This is a genomic window from Stagnimonas aquatica, assembly GCF_003730135.1.
Lineage (GTDB): Bacteria > Pseudomonadota > Gammaproteobacteria > Nevskiales > Nevskiaceae > Stagnimonas > Stagnimonas aquatica.
Map to the genome: position 1 here is coordinate 1 of NZ_RJVO01000001.1, position 14,562 is coordinate 14,562.

10 protein-coding genes, 4 tRNA genes and 1 pseudogene are annotated in these 14,562 nt (G+C 63.2%); 2 read left to right on the forward strand and 13 right to left on the reverse strand.

The window, feature by feature from the left end; translation table 11 throughout:
- Positions 1-16: 16 nt before the first annotated feature.
- Both ED208_RS17735 and ED208_RS17740 read left to right on the forward strand, forming a co-directional pair.
- Positions 17-292 (forward strand): annotated as a pseudogene (locus ED208_RS17735) (DDE-type integrase/transposase/recombinase); the annotation flags it as partial.
- A gap of 74 nt (positions 293-366) precedes the next feature.
- A complete protein-coding gene (locus ED208_RS17740) occupies positions 367-528 on the forward strand; it encodes an integrase core domain-containing protein (RefSeq protein ID WP_366512199.1) in 162 nt (53 codons plus the stop codon).
- Positions 529-662: 134 nt separating this feature from the next.
- On the opposite strand, the gene rpoC is transcribed toward ED208_RS17740, so the two are convergent.
- The 13 genes from rpoC to ED208_RS00070 all read right to left on the reverse strand — a co-directional run bounded on the left by rpoC (position 663) and on the right by ED208_RS00070 (position 14,540).
- Positions 663-4,907, reverse strand: a complete 4,245-nt coding sequence (rpoC, locus tag ED208_RS00010; RefSeq protein ID WP_123209818.1) for a DNA-directed RNA polymerase subunit beta' — start codon at positions 4,905-4,907, stop codon at positions 663-665.
- A 30-nt stretch (positions 4,908-4,937) separates the two neighbouring features.
- Positions 4,938-9,014 (reverse strand): DNA-directed RNA polymerase subunit beta, encoded by a 4,077-nt coding sequence (gene rpoB, locus ED208_RS00015; protein ID WP_123209819.1) that lies wholly within the window; start codon positions 9,012-9,014, stop codon positions 4,938-4,940.
- A 205-nt stretch (positions 9,015-9,219) separates the two neighbouring features.
- A complete protein-coding gene (gene rplL / locus ED208_RS00020; protein ID WP_123209820.1) occupies positions 9,220-9,603 on the reverse strand; it encodes a 50S ribosomal protein L7/L12 in 384 nt (127 codons plus the stop codon).
- A 54-nt stretch (positions 9,604-9,657) separates the two neighbouring features.
- Positions 9,658-10,182: a 50S ribosomal protein L10 gene (gene rplJ, locus ED208_RS00025; protein ID WP_123209821.1), complete on the reverse strand. Its 525-nt coding sequence runs from the start codon at positions 10,180-10,182 to the stop codon at positions 9,658-9,660.
- 353 nt (positions 10,183-10,535) lie between these two features.
- Positions 10,536-11,228: a 50S ribosomal protein L1 gene (gene rplA / locus ED208_RS00030; RefSeq protein ID WP_123209822.1), complete on the reverse strand. Its 693-nt coding sequence runs from the start codon at positions 11,226-11,228 to the stop codon at positions 10,536-10,538.
- A 10-nt stretch (positions 11,229-11,238) separates the two neighbouring features.
- Positions 11,239-11,670, reverse strand: a complete 432-nt coding sequence (gene rplK, locus ED208_RS00035) for a 50S ribosomal protein L11 (protein ID WP_123209823.1) — start codon at positions 11,668-11,670, stop codon at positions 11,239-11,241.
- Between the two features lie 156 nt (positions 11,671-11,826).
- Positions 11,827-12,360: a transcription termination/antitermination protein NusG gene (nusG, locus tag ED208_RS00040; RefSeq protein WP_123209824.1), complete on the reverse strand. Its 534-nt coding sequence runs from the start codon at positions 12,358-12,360 to the stop codon at positions 11,827-11,829.
- A gap of 3 nt (positions 12,361-12,363) precedes the next feature.
- Positions 12,364-12,744, reverse strand: coding sequence for a preprotein translocase subunit SecE (gene secE, locus ED208_RS17745; RefSeq protein WP_199720460.1), 381 nt, complete (start codon positions 12,742-12,744; stop codon positions 12,364-12,366).
- A gap of 48 nt (positions 12,745-12,792) precedes the next feature.
- Positions 12,793-12,868 (reverse strand) — tRNA-Trp (locus ED208_RS00050).
- A 133-nt stretch (positions 12,869-13,001) separates the two neighbouring features.
- Positions 13,002-14,204 (reverse strand): elongation factor Tu, encoded by a 1,203-nt coding sequence (tuf, locus tag ED208_RS00055; protein WP_123209825.1) that lies wholly within the window; start codon positions 14,202-14,204, stop codon positions 13,002-13,004.
- 42 nt (positions 14,205-14,246) lie between these two features.
- Positions 14,247-14,322 (reverse strand) — tRNA-Thr (locus tag ED208_RS00060).
- Positions 14,323-14,343: 21 nt separating this feature from the next.
- Positions 14,344-14,417: transfer RNA gene (locus tag ED208_RS00065), tRNA-Gly, on the reverse strand.
- 37 nt (positions 14,418-14,454) lie between these two features.
- Positions 14,455-14,540: transfer RNA gene (locus tag ED208_RS00070), tRNA-Tyr, on the reverse strand.
- Positions 14,541-14,562: the final 22 nt, after the last annotated feature.

Below are 14,562 nucleotides of genomic sequence, written 5' to 3' on the forward strand. Positions count from 1 at the left end.
TCCGTATCCCGGCTCGATGATCCACCTCGACATCAAGACCTTGGGCCGCTTTGCGCAGCCCGGACACCGGGTCACGGGCAACCGCCGACAAGACACGCCCAAAGCAGGCAAAGAGTGCATCCACGTCTGCGTGGATGACGCCTCTCGGCTGGCCTACGTCGAAGTGCTGCCGAATGAGAAGCAAGGCACGACCACTCGCTTCCTGCTGCGCGCCCTGCGTTGGCTCAGAGGCCTCGGCGTGCGGGTGGAGCGGGTGCTCACCGATAACGGCTCGGCCTATCGCTCAAAGACCTTCGCCAAAGCCTGCCGACGGCTGAGGATCAAACACAAGCGCACCCGGCCCTATACGCCACGCACCAACAAACCTTGCTGCGGGAGTGGGCTTACGCGCAGTCCTACGACACCTCAGACCTGCGTAATGCGGCACTGCCAACGTGGGTCAGTCACTACAACCAGTGCAGACCTCATGCCGCGCTCCACGGGAAACCACCGCTCAGCAGAATCCCCAATCAACTTCTCAATCACTGAATAACGTGGTGAGAAACGACAGCTAGGCCACAGCGCCCGGCCACCGATGCGGGTGGCGGCGCAACAGCAACAAGCGCCGGCGCCAGAAACAGAAAGGCCGGGCAATGCCCGGCCTTTCTGCACCACAACAGCGTCTACTCCTCGGAGCCCGCCTCGGCTTCGTCGTCGGCATCGTCGCTGTCGCGGGACTCGCCACGCTCGGCGGTGAAGATGTCGGTGATCGGCGTCGAGTTGCGCGCGGTCTGCAGATCTTCGAGCAAGCTGCCGCCGCGCATGCGGCGACGCTGCTCGTGATGCGCCAGACCGGTACCGGCCGGGATCAGACGGCCGACGATCACGTTCTCCTTCAGACCACGCAGCTCGTCGCGGCTGCCGCGCACGGAGGCCTCGGTGAGCACGCGGGTGGTTTCCTGGAACGAGGCGGCGGAGATGAAACTCTCGGTCGACAGCGAGGCCTTGGTGATGCCCAGCAGCTGACGGTCGAACTTCGCCGGGCGCTCGCCCTTGCCCTTGATCTTCCGGTTCTCGGACAGCACGTGGAAGATTTCCGCCTGTTCGCCCTGCAGGAAGCGGGTGTCACCGGTTTCGGTGATCTCCACCTTGCGGAGCATCTGACGGATGATCGTCTCGATGTGCTTGTCGTTGATGCGCACGCCCTGCAGGCGGTACACGTCCTGGATTTCCTTCACCAGGTAGTTCGCCAGCGCGGTGACGCCCTGCAGACGCAGGATGTCGTGCGGGCTCGGCTCGCCGTCGGAGATCTGCTCGCCGCGCTCGACGTGCTCACCTTCAAACACGGTGATCTGCGTCCACTTCGGCACCAGCTGCTCGACCTCTTCGCCGTCCGGCAGCACGATCTTGATGCGCTGCTTGCCCTTGGTGGGCGCGCCGAACTTGATGGTGCCGCTGGCCTCGGCGAGCACCGCCGGGTCCTTCGGCTTGCGTGCCTCGAACAGGTCGGCAACGCGCGGCAGACCGCCGGTGATGTCGCGCGACTTGGCGGATTCCTGCGGCAGACGGGCGATGACGTCGCCGACGCCCACTTCGCCGTCGTCCTCGATGCTGACGATGGCCTTGGGCGGCAGCGCGTAGGCGGCCGGGATCTCGGTGCCCGGGAACATCAGCGGCTTGCCGGTGTTCACGTCGAGCAGTTCGATGACCGGCTTCAGGTCCTTACCGGCCGAACCACGGGTCTTGGGCTCGGTGATCACCAGCGTAGACATGCCGGTGATGTCGTCGGTCTCGCGAGTGACGGTGATGCCGTCCTCGAAGTCCTTGAAGCGCACGCGACCGGCGATTTCGGTAACGATCGGGTGGGTGTGCGCGTCCCACTTGGCCAGACGCTGACCGGCCTTGATGGCATCGCCTTCCTTGACCAGGATGGTGGCGCCGTAGGGCATCTTGTAGCGCTCGCGCTCACGACCCTGGGCATCGACCACGCCCAGTTCGCCGGTACGCGACACCGCCACGCGGTGGCCGTCCTTGTGCTTCACGGTCTTGACGTTGTGCTCACGGATGGTACCGGCGGCACGCGCGTCGACACCGTCCGCCGCCGCCGCACGCGAAGCCGCGCCGCCGACGTGGAAGGTACGCATGGTCAGCTGGGTACCCGGCTCACCGATCGACTGCGCGGCGATGACGCCGACCGCTTCGCCGATGTTCACCTGGTGACCGCGCGCGAGGTCGCGGCCGTAGCACTTGGCGCAGACGCCAAAGGGCATTTCACAGGTGATGGAGCTGCGCACCCAGATCTCGTCGACGCCGTGCTTGTCGAGCAGGTCGGCGGTCTTTTCGTCAATCAGGCTGCCTTCGGTGACGATCACTTCCTCGGTGCCCGGCTTGGTGACGTCCTTGAGCGCGGTACGACCCAGCACGCGGTCGCGCAGCGGTTCCAGCACGTCGCCACCTTCCACCACCGGGGTCATCAGCAGACCCTGTTCGGTGCCGCAATCCTGCGAGGTGATCACCACGTCCTGAGCGACGTCGACCAGACGGCGGGTCAGGTAACCCGAGTTCGCGGTCTTCAAGGCCGTATCCGACAGACCCTTACGGGCACCGTGGGTGGAGATGAAGTACTGCAGAACGTTGAGGCCTTCGCGGAAGTTCGCGGTGATCGGCGTTTCGATGATCGAGCCGTCGGGCTTGGCCATCAGGCCACGCATACCGGCGAGCTGACGGATCTGGGCGGCGCTACCACGCGCACCGGAGTCCGCCATCATGAACACCGAGTTGAAGCTCGGCTGCTCGGCCTGGCTGCCGTCCTTGAGGGTGACCTTCTCCTTGCCGATGCGCGCCATCATCGCCTTGGCGACGTCGTCGTTGGCCTTCGACCAGATGTCGACCACCTGGTTGTAGCGCTCGGTCTGGGTGGTCAGACCCTGCTGGTACTGGTTGTCGATTTCCTTGACCTTGTCCTCGGCCACTTCCAGCAGCTTGGCCTTCTCGTCCGGCACGATGATGTCGTCGATGCAGAAGGAGATGCCCGAGCGGGTGGACATGCGGAAGCCGGCGTACATGAACTGGTCGGCGAACACCACGGTGTCCTTGGCGCCGGCGCGGCGGTACACCGCGTCGAGCACGCGGCCGACTTCCTTCTTGGTCAGGGTCTTGTTGATGACGCTGAACGGGATCTTCTCGGGCAGCACTTCCGACAGCAGGGCGCGGCCGGTGGTGGTCTCGATCAGACGGGTCACCTGGGCGCCCGCGACCTCGTCGAAGTCCTTCAGGCGCACCTTGATCTTGGCCTGCAGATCGACGACGCCGTTCTCGTAGGCGCGGTGGACTTCGGCGAGGTCGCTGAAGACCATGCCCTCGCCCTTGGCGGCCAGACGCTCACGGGTCATCCAGTACAGACCGAGCACCACGTCCTGCGAGGGGACGATGATCGGCTGGCCGTTGGCGGGCGACAGGATGTTGTTGGTCGCCATCATCAGCACGCGCGCTTCCAGCTGCGCTTCGAGGCTCAGCGGGACGTGCACGGCCATCTGGTCACCGTCGAAGTCGGCGTTGAACGCCGTGCAGACGAGCGGATGCAGGTTGATGGCCTTGCCTTCGATCAGGATCGGCTCGAAGGCCTGGATGCCGAGACGGTGCAGGGTCGGCGCGCGGTTCAGCAGAACCGGGTGCTCCTTGATGCACTCTTCCAGCGCGTCCCACACCGCCGGCTCCTCGCGCTCCACCATCTTCTTCGCCGCCTTGATGGTGGTGGCGATGCCCAGGCGCTGCAGACGGCTGAACACGAAGGGCTTGAACAGCTCCAGCGCCATCTTCTTGGGCAGACCGCACTGGTGCAGCTTCAGCGTCGGGCCGACCACGATGACCGAACGGCCGGAGTAGTCGACGCGCTTGCCGAGCAGGTTCTGGCGGAAGCGGCCCTGCTTGCCCTTGATCATGTCGGCGAGCGACTTGAGGGCGCGCTTGTTGGTGCCGGTGATCGCGCGGCCGCGACGGCCGTTGTCGATCAGGGCGTCAACAGATTCCTGCAGCATGCGCTTTTCGTTGCGCACGATGATGTCCGGCGCGGTCAGCTCCAGCAGCCGCTTGAGGCGGTTGTTGCGGTTGATGACGCGGCGGTACAGATCGTTGAGGTCGGAGGTCGCGAAGCGGCCACCGTCCAGCGGCACCAGCGGACGCAGGTCCGGCGGCAGCACCGGCAGCACCGTGAACACCATCCACTCCGGCTTGTTCTTGGAGCTGATGAGGTATTCGATCAGCTTCAGGCGCTTGCCGAGCTTCTTGATCTTGGTGTCGGAACCGGTGGCGGCGATGTCCTCGCGCAGCTTGAGGGTCTCGGCCTCCAGGTTCATGTGCTTGAGCAGGTCGTGCACGGCCTCGGCGCCCATGCGGGCATCGAAGTCGTCGCCGTACTTCTCGACCGCTTCGAGGTAGTCCTCTTCGGTCAGCAGCTGGCCCTTTTCCAGCGGGGTCATGCCCGGGTCAACGACCATGTGGGCTTCGAAGTACAGCACCCGCTCGATGGCGCGCAGCGGCATGTCGAGCAGCAGACCGATACGGCTGGGCAGCGACTTCAGGAACCAGATGTGGGCGACCGGGCTGGCCAGCTCGATGTGGCCCATGCGCTCGCGGCGCACCTTGGCGACGGTGACTTCCACGCCGCACTTCTCGCAGACCACGCCACGGTGCTTCAGGCGCTTGTACTTGCCGCACAGGCACTCGTAGTCCTTGATCGGTCCGAAGATCTTGGCGCAGAACAGGCCGTCACGCTCCGGCTTGAAGGTGCGGTAGTTGATGGTTTCCGGCTTCTTCACTTCGCCGAAGGACCAGCTGCGCACCGTTTCCGGTGACGACAGGCCGATCTTGATGGCGTCGAAGTCCTCGAACTCTTCCGGCGGCTTGATGAAATTGAAAAGGTCTTTCATGGGTTACTCCTGATTCGTTTCGCCGGGGCCTTACTGGTTCTGTTCCAGCTCGATGTTCAAGCCAATCGAGCGGATTTCCTTCACCAGCACGTTGAAGGACTCCGGCATGCCCGCCGTCATCTTGTGATCGCCGTCCACGATGTTCTTGTACATCTTGGTGCGACCGTTGGTGTCGTCGGACTTGACCGTGAGCATTTCCTGCAGCGTGTAGGCCGCGCCGTAGGCTTCCAGCGCCCAGACTTCCATCTCCCCGAAGCGCTGACCGCCAAACTGCGCCTTGCCGCCCAGCGGCTGCTGGGTGACCAGCGAGTACGGGCCGGTCGAACGCGCGTGCATCTTGTCGTCGACGAGGTGGTTGAGCTTGAGCATGTACATGTAGCCGACGGTGACCTGGCGGCTGAACTGCTCGCCGGTACGGCCGTCGGTGAGCTGGGCCTGGCCGGTGCGCGGCAGGCCGGCGAGTTCGAGCAGGTCCTTGATCTCGCTCTCGGCGGCACCGTCGAACACCGGCGTCGCCATCGGCACGCCCTTCACCAGGTTGTGCGCGAGGGTGACGATTTCGGCGTCGTTCATCTCGTCGAGGTTGGCGCCGACGCCACGGCCCAGCGAGTAGATCTTGCCGAGGAACTTGCGCAGTTCGGCGACCGCCTTCTGCTGGCGGATCATGGCGTCGATCTTGTGGCCCAGGCCGCGCGCGGCCCAGCCGAGATGGACTTCGAGCAACTGACCGATGTTCATGCGCGAAGGCACGCCCAGCGGGTTGAGCACGATGTCCACCGGGGTGCCGTCCGGCAGATGCGGCATGTCTTCGACCGGAACGATCATCGACACCACGCCCTTGTTACCGTGACGGCCGGCCATCTTGTCGCCCGGCTGAATGCGGCGGCGCACGGCGAGATAGACCTTGACCATCTTCAGCACGCCGGGCTGCAGCTCGTCGCCCTGCTGGATCTTGCGCTTCTTGGAGTCGAAGCGCTTGTCGAACTCGACGCGCATTTCCTTCAGCTGCTTGGCGGCGGCTTCCAGCTGCTCCTGGGCGAGGTCGTCGGCCAGGCGCACTTCGAAGAACTTCTCGCGCTCGAGGCCGTCGAGGTAGGCGCTGTCGATGGTCGTGCCCTTCTTCAGCTTCATCGGGCCGCCGTCAGCGACCTTGCCGGTCAGCAGGCGACGCACGCGGTCGTAGATGTCTTCCTCGAAGATGCGCATCTGGTCGTTCAAGTCCTTGCGGACCGAGGCCAGTTCGGCTTCCTCGATGGCGAGCGCGCGCTTGTCCTTCTTGACGCCTTCGCGGGTGAACACGCGCACGTCGATGACCGTGCCGTCGGTGCCGGCCGGCACCTTCAGCGAGGTGTCCTTCACGTCCGAGGCCTTCTCGCCAAAGATCGCGCGCAGCAGCTTCTCTTCCGGCGTCAGCTGGGTCTCGCCCTTGGGCGTGACCTTGCCGACCAGGATGTCACCGGCCTTCACTTCGGCACCGATGTAGACGATGCCCGACTCGTCGAGGCGACGCAGGGCCGACTCGTTGACGTTGGGGATGTCGGCGGTGATTTCTTCCGAGCCCAGCTTGGTCTCGCGCGCCACGCAGGTCAGCTCTTCGATGTGGATCGTGGTGAAACGATCCTCTTCCACCACCCGCTCGCTGAGCAGGATGGAGTCTTCGAAGTTGTAGCCGTTCCAGGGCATGAAGGCGATCAGCATGTTCTGGCCGAGCGCCAGTTCACCGAGGTCGGTGGACGGGCCGTCGGCGATCACGTCGCCACGCGCCACCACCTCGCCCGGCTTCACGATCGGGCGCTGGTTGATACAGGTGGTCTGGTTGGAGCGGGTGTACTTGACGAAGTTGTAGATGTCCACGCCGGCTTCGCCAGCGATGGTCTCTTCGTCGTTGACGCGGATCACCACGCGGCCGGCGTCGACCTTGTCGACCACGCCGCCACGCTTGGCGACGATGGCATTGCCGGAGTCGACGGCAACGCGCTTTTCCATGCCGGTGCCGACCAGCGGCTTGTCGGCGCGCAGGGTCGGGACCGCCTGACGCTGCATGTTCGAACCCATGAGGGCGCGGTTGGCGTCGTCGTGTTCCAGGAAGGGAATCAGCGCGGCGGCAACCGAGACGATCTGGCGCGGCGACACGTCCATGTACTGGACCTTGTCGGGCGTCATCATGGTGAATTCGTTCTGGAAGCGGACCGACACCAGTTCGGAAGTCAGCTTGCCGCCCTTGTCCAGCTCCGAGTTCGCCTGGGCGATCACGTAGCGGCCTTCTTCGATGGCCGACAGGTAGTCGATCTGGTCGGTGACCTTGCCGTCGGTGACCCGGCGGTAAGGGGTTTCCAGGAAGCCGTACTCGTTGGTGCGCGCGTAGCAGGCCAGCGAGTTGATCAGACCGATGTTCGGGCCTTCCGGCGTTTCAATCGGGCAGACGCGGCCGTAGTGGGTCGGGTGCACGTCGCGGACTTCGAAGCCGGCGCGCTCGCGGGTCAGACCGCCCGGGCCGAGGGCGGACACGCGACGCTTGTGCGTGACCTCCGACAGCGGGTTGTTCTGGTCCATGAACTGCGACAGCTGGCTGGAGCCGAAGAACTCCTTGATCGCCGCGCCCACCGGCTTGGCGTTGATGAGGTCCTGCGGGGTGAGGTTGTCGGCTTCCGCCAGCGCCAGGCGCTCGCGCACCGCGCGCTCGACGCGGACCAGACCGGTGCGGAACACGTTCTCGGTCATTTCGCCCACCGCGCGGATGCGGCGGTTGCCGAGATGGTCGATATCGTCGGTCTGACCTTCGCCGTTGCGGATGGCGATGATCTCCTTCATGACCGACAGGATGTCCTCGGTGTCGAGCACGCCCGGACCAGTTACCGAGTCGCGACGCAGACGGCGGTTGAACTTCATGCGACCCACGGCCGAGAGGTCGTAGCGGTCGGCGCTGAAGAACAGGCCGGCGAACAGGGTCTCGGCGGCGTCCTTGGTCGGCGGCTCGCCGGGACGCATCATGCGGTAGATCTCGACCAGGGCCTCGAGGCGGGTCTTGGTCGGGTCGATCTGCAGCGTGGTGGAGACGTACGGACCCTTGTCGAGGTCGTTGACGTAGAGCGTGCGCAGTTCCTTGATGCCGGCGCTGCGGAAGCTGGTCAGCAGATCCTGCTTCAGCTCGCTATTGGCGGCAGCCAGCACTTCGCCGGTGTCCGGGTGGATGACATCGTGGGAGACGATCTTGCCCAGCAGATAGCTGTCTGGCACCGCCAGGCTCTTCAGGCCGGCTTCGATGATCAGCTTGATGTGGCGGGCGGTGATGCGCTTGCCCTCTTCCACCAGCACCTTGCCCTTGGCAACGATGTCGAACTGCGCGGTTTCGCCGCGCAGACGCTCGGCGACCAGGCTCAGCTCGGCGCCCTCGGGGGTGAGGGTGAAGCGGTTCTGCTCGTGGAAGGTTTCGAGCATCTTCTGGTTGTCGAAGGACAGCGCGCGCAGCAGGATCGTCGCCGGCAGCTTGCGGCGACGGTCGATACGCACGAACAGGTTGTCCTTGGGGTCGAACTCGAAGTCCAGCCAGGAGCCGCGGTACGGGATGATGCGGGCGCTGTACAGCAGCTTGCCGGAAGAGTGGGTCTTGCCACGGTCGTGGTCGAAGAACACGCCCGGCGAACGGTGCAACTGGCTGACGATGACGCGCTCGGTGCCGTTGATGATGAAGGTGCCGTTGTCGGTCATGAGCGGCACTTCGCCCATGTAGACCTCCTGCTCACGGACATCCTTCACCTTCTTCTCCTTCGACTCGCGGTCGAAGATCACCAGGCGGGTGGTGACCTTGAGCGGTGCGGAGTAGGTGAGGCCACGGATGCGGCACTCCTTCTCGTCGAAGATCGGCTCTTCCAGGCGGTACTTGACGAACTCCAGAGCGGCGGAGCCGTTGTAGGCGTTCATCGGGAACACCGACTTGAACGCGGCCTGCAAGCCAATGTCCTTGCGCTTGGAGGGCTGCGTCTCGGCCTGCAGATACTCCCGGTAGGAGTCGATCTGGGTGGTGAGCAGGAAGGGGACTTCCATCGTCTCCGTCTGCTTGCGGAAATCCTTGCGGATGCGCTTTTTCTCGGTGAACGAGTAGGCCATCGGTCGTAATCCTCGTCTAATGAATCAATCCGCACCGTCAGCAATGCGGTGGTTTGCGCTCTGAGTCGGGCTCAGACCGCAAACCACCGAATTTCTTCAGGTACTACCAACAACAATTTGGGGAAAGCAAAAACGGCAAGAGGCCGGGGGCATTGCAGCCCCCAGCCTTTTGCTTGAATCGCAGCTAGCGAGTCGGTGCAAGGTCTTACTTGACGTCAACCTTGGCGCCGGCCTCTTCGAGCTTGGCCTTGAGGGCGGCAGCGTCAGCCTTGTTGACGCCATCCTTCACGGTCTGCGGAGCGCCTTCGACGAGGTCCTTGGCTTCCTTCAGGCCGAGGCCGGTGATCTCGCGGACAACCTTGATCACGTTGACCTTCTTGGCGGCGTCGATGGCGGAGAGGACGACCGTGAACTCGGTCTTCTCTTCCACCGGGGCGGCGGCGGCGGCACCGGCAGCGGGGCCAGCGGCGACGGCGACAGCAGCGGCGGACACGCCGAACTTCTCTTCCATCATCTTGACCAGCTCGACGATGTCCATGACGGACTTGGCGGCGATCGCGTCAAGGATTTCCTGATTGCTGAGGGACATTTTGAAACTCCAAAAGTAGTTTGTTGGGTACAGCGGAGAGGATGCGGAGAGTCCTTACTCGCCCTGCTTGTCGGCGACGGCCTGGACCGTGCGGACAAACTTGGCGGTGGGCTCGGCCAGGGTGCGGACGAAGCTGCCGATCGGGGCCTTCATCGTGCCCAGGAGCAGGGCGATGGCCTGATCCTTGGTGGGCAGCGAGGCGAGGCGGTCGATGTCCGAGGCGGGGTACAGCGTTCCGCCGACGGCCAGCGCTTTCACGACCAGCTTGTCGTTTTCCTTGGCAAAGTCCTTGATGACGCGGCCGACAGCACCCGGATCCTCGAGCGAGAAACCGAGCACCAGCGGACCGACCAGCGCCGGGATCAGGCACTCGAACTGAGTACCTTCAACCGCCTTGCGGGCCAGCGTGTTCTTCACCACGTGCAGATAGATCCCGTTGTCACGGGCCTTGCTGCGCAGGGCGTCAAACTTGCCGGCCGTCAGGCCGCGGTACTCGGCGGCAACCGCCGAGAGCGCGCGCTTGGCAACGTCGTTGACTTCCGCAACCAGGACCTTCTTGTCTTCCAGCTTGAGCGGCATGGGACTTGTTTAACTCCTGGTGCTAACTACGAAATCGGATTCATCCACGGTTAGTTGGAATCCTCCGGCCTTTCGGTGCTTCCTTCTTCCGCTTGTGGCGGCGTTCGGGTCACACCATCTGCGGCAGCGGCGTTTCAGCCTTTAAGCCCTTGGGCCAACAACGCCCTGGAGCACTGACGGTCTTTGATGATGTGGCTTGGAGCCACACAACAAAGTTCTTTTACAAGCGGCTTTCGCCGCCGAATTCCTTGGCCCACCAACCTCGGCCCTGCTGCTGCGGCGGCTCGGCAAGCCTTGCTCGGCTTGCCGGTCCGCCGAGGTGAATGTCCGCTGGACATTCACCTATGCCCACCTCACTCCGGCAGGCTCGACAGGTCGACGATGATGCCGGGGCCCATGGTGGTGGAGAGCGTCAGCTTCTTGAAGTAGACGCCCTTCGCCGAGGCCGGCTTGGCCTTGCGGATGTCGCGGACCACCGCCAGCAGGTTCTCGATCAGCTTCGACTTCTCGAAGTCGGCGGAACCCACGGAGGCGTGCAGGATGCCGGCCTTGTCGGCGCGGAACTTGGCCATACCGGCCTTGGCATTGCGCACCGCGCCAGCCACGTCCGGCGTGACCGTGCCGGTCTTCGGGTTCGGCATCAGGCCACGGGGGCCCAGCACCTGGCCGAGAGAACCGACAACGCGCATGGCGTCCGGCGAGGCAATCACCACCTGATAGTTCAGGTCGCCACCCTTCATGGCGGCGGCAAGGTCGTCCATACCGACGGCATCGGCACCGGCGTCCTTGGCTTCCTGAGCCTTGGCGCCCTGGGTGAACACCGCCACCCGCACCGATTTGCCGTTGCCGTGCGGCAACACGGTGGAGCCACGGACGTTCTGGTCGGACTTCTTGGGATCAATGCCCAGGTTGACGGCGATGTCCACCGACTCCTTGAACTTGGCGGTGGAGCACGCCTTGAGAATGTCGAGCGCCTGCTCGATGGGGTAGCTCTTGCCGGCCTGCACCTTGGAGGCGAACAGCTTTTCGCGCTTGGTCTGCTTCATGGTCTTCCCCTTACTTCAGCTCGGAATCGACGCCCATGCTGCGGGCGGAACCGGCGATGGTGCGAACAGCGGCATCCATGTCGGCAGCGGTGAGATCCGGCCACTTGGCCTTGGCGATCTCTTCGAGCTGACTGCGGGAAATCTTGCCGACCTTTTTGGTGTTCGGGTTCGAGGAACCGGACTCCAGGCCGAGCGCTTTCTTGATGAAGAAGGTCGCCGGCGGCGTCTTCATCACGAAGGTGAAGGACTTGTCCGAATAGACGGTGATCACCACCGGAATCGGCATGCCGACTTCCAGCTTCTGGGTGGCCGCATTGAACTCTTTGCAGAACGCCATGATGTTGACGCCCTGCGAGCCCAGCGCGGGACCGATCGGGGGAGAGGGATTGGCTTTGCCCGCTGGCACCTGCAGCTTGACGTAGCCCTGTACTTTCTTGGCCATCTAACGCTCCTGGTTTGGGTACGAACGCCCCAGCTTCTGCACTGGCGGCTCCCCTGTGAAACCCTTCGCGCCCGGACAGGCGTGAAGGGAGAAATGATTCCGCGACAAACTCACCGCAATCCGCGACGGCCATCTAAAGCCGCCGCGAAAGGATTTTTAGGTCTTCTCGACCTGCGAGAACTCCAGCTCCACCGGCGTCGAGCGGCCAAAGATCAGCACCGCCACGCGCAGACGGTTCTTCTCGTAGTTGACCTCTTCGACCACACCGGTGAAGTCGGCGAACGGACCGTCGTTGACACGGACCTGCTGACCCGGCTCGAACAGGGTCTTGGGCTTGGGCCGCTCGACCGCTTCTTCGACGCGGTTGAGGATGGCGTTGGCTTCCTTGTCGGAAATCGGCGCCGGCTTTTCCGCCGTGCCACCGATGAAGCCCAGCACCTTCGGCGTGGACTTGACCAAGTGCCAGGTGTCTTCGTTCATTTCCATGTTGACGAAGACGTAACCCGGAAAGAACTTGCGCTCGGTGGTGCGCTTCTGGCCATCCTTGATCTCGACCACTTCCTCGGTCGGCACCAGGATCTCACCAAACTGCTCATTCAGCCCGGCACGGCCGATACGCTCCTTGAGCGCCTTGGCCACGCTGTTTTCGTACTGGGCGTACGCATGCACGACATACCAACGCATAGTCATGAACTAGCCCCGGCCAGTGAGTTTTTCGACGCCGAACAGGAGCGCACCATCGAGCCCCCACATCAGCAGCGACATGATCAGCACCACCACCGCGATCATCAGCGTGGTCTGCACGCTTTCCTGGCGGGTCGGCCACACCACCTTGCGCAGCTCGGTACGGGCACCCGCAATGGCGCCCCATACCGCCTGACCGGTCGCCGTGCGGTAACCCACGGCCGCAGAGGCACCCACAGCGGCCAGCAGCAGCAGCACCCGAACCACGGTCGGCAGCTCGGCTTCAAAGTAGTAGAAGGCGAACAGTCCGCCGGCGAACAGGATGGCGGCGAGCGCCAGCAGAGCCTGATCCTTGCGGGGAGAACCAGCCTCAAGGGCTTGGGATTCCATCATGACACCCGGTGATGAACCATGATCCAGTTGCTTAGCCGTTGCGAATGGCAGGGAGAGAGGGCTTCGAACCCCCAACCTTCGGTTTTGGAGACCGACGCTCTACCAATTGAGCTATCCCCCTGCAGCCCTCGCAAACCGGCAAAACAACCAAGATCACAGCCAGAAAAATAAAACCAGCAAAACCAAAAGGGGCGCGATGATACGCGCCCCTTCGAAAACCTGTCAATCCATCTCGCGATGGACTTGAAGGATTCTCAGGCCAGGATCTTGGTCACCACGCCCGCGCCGACGGTACGACCGCCTTCACGGATGGCGAAGCGGACCTGCTCTTCCATCGCGATCGGGGCGATCAGTTCCACCGTCATCGCCACGTTGTCGCCCGGCATCACCATCTCGGTGCCGGCCTTCAGCTGGCAGCTACCGGTCACGTCGGTGGTGCGGAAGTAGAACTGCGGACGGTAGTTGTTGAAGAACGGGGTGTGACGGCCGCCTTCTTCCTTGGTCAGCACGTACACCTCACCCTCAAACTTGGTGTGGGGCTTGATGCTGCCCGGCTTGCACAGCACCTGGCCGCGCTCGATGTCTTCCTTCTTGGTGCCGCGCAGCAGCAGACCGACGTTGTCACCGGCCTGGCCCTGGTCGAGCAGCTTACGGAACATCTCAACGCCAGTGATGATGGTCTTGGCGGTGTCGCGGAAGCCGACGATCTCGACTTCTTCGCCCACCTTGACCACGCCACGCTCGATACGGCCGGTGGCGACGGTGCCACGACCGGAGATGGAGAACACGTCTTCCACCGGCAGCAGGAAGGGCTTGTCGGTTTCGCGCTGCGGCTCGGGAATCCAGGTGTCCAGAGCGTCGTAGAGCTTCTGGAGGTTGGCGATGCCTTCGGCATCGCCCTTGATGGCCTGGGTGGCGGAGCCACGGATCACCGGGGTGTTGTCGCCGTCAAAGCCGTACTTGGCGAGCAGGTCGCGCACTTCCATCTCGACCAGGTCGAGCAGCTCGACGTCGTCAACGAGGTCGCACTTGTTCAGCCAGACGACAATCTTGGGGACGTTCACCTGCTTGGCCAGCAGCACGTGCTCGCGGGTCTGCGGCATCGGGCCGTCCGTCGCGGACACCACCAGAATCGCGCCGTCCATCTGCGCAGCACCGGTGATCATGTTCTTGACGTAGTCGGCGTGCCCAGGGCAGTCAACGTGCGCGTAGTGACGGTTCTCGGTTTCGTATTCCACGTGCGAGGTCGCAATCGTCAGAATCTTGGTCGAGTCACGACGGCCCTGGCTCTCAGAAGCCTTCGCCACTTCGTCATACGCCACGTACTTGGTGTTGCCGTACTTGTCCGACGACACCTTGGTCAGCGCCGCCGTCGTCGTGGTCTTGCCATGGTCAACGTGACCAATCGTGCCCACGTTTACGTGCGGCTTGTTACGGGAAAACTTTTCCTTGGCCATCGCTGCGCTCCGCGTCTAAATCAAAGAACTGTCATTAAAAAGTGGTGCTCACAATCGGAATCGAACCGATGACCTCTTCCTTACCAAGAAAGTGCTCTACCGACTGAGCTATGTGAGCTTTGCTGAATACTGCTTCTGCTGGAGCGGGTGATGGGAATCGAACCCACGCTATCAGCTTGGAAGGCTGAAGTTCTACCATTGAACTACACCCGCCGGGACCGCCAGAAAATCAACAAACAACTGGTAAAAATGGTGGAGGGAGAAGGATTCGAACCTTCGTAGACATAAGTCAGCAGATTTACAGTCTGCCCTCGTTGGCCGCTTGAGTATCCCTCCAGCAAACGAGCCCGAGATTCTC

Coding starts and splice junctions, on each gene's coding strand:
- rpoC (WP_123209818.1), bottom strand. CDS start 4,907: ATGAAAGACCTTTTCAATTTCATCAAGCCGCCGGAAGAGTTCGAGGAC.
- rpoB (WP_123209819.1), bottom strand. CDS start 9,014: ATGGCCTACTCGTTCACCGAGAAAAAGCGCATCCGCAAGGATTTCCGC.
- rplL (WP_123209820.1), bottom strand. CDS start 9,603: ATGTCCCTCAGCAATCAGGAAATCCTTGACGCGATCGCCGCCAAGTCC.
- rplJ (WP_123209821.1), bottom strand. CDS start 10,182: ATGCCGCTCAAGCTGGAAGACAAGAAGGTCCTGGTTGCGGAAGTCAAC.
- rplA (WP_123209822.1), bottom strand. CDS start 11,228: ATGAAGCAGACCAAGCGCGAAAAGCTGTTCGCCTCCAAGGTGCAGGCC.
- rplK (WP_123209823.1), bottom strand. CDS start 11,670: ATGGCCAAGAAAGTACAGGGCTACGTCAAGCTGCAGGTGCCAGCGGGC.
- nusG (WP_123209824.1), bottom strand. CDS start 12,360: ATGACTATGCGTTGGTATGTCGTGCATGCGTACGCCCAGTACGAAAAC.
- secE (WP_199720460.1), bottom strand. CDS start 12,744: ATGGAATCCCAAGCCCTTGAGGCTGGTTCTCCCCGCAAGGATCAGGCT.
- tuf (WP_123209825.1), bottom strand. CDS start 14,204: ATGGCCAAGGAAAAGTTTTCCCGTAACAAGCCGCACGTAAACGTGGGC.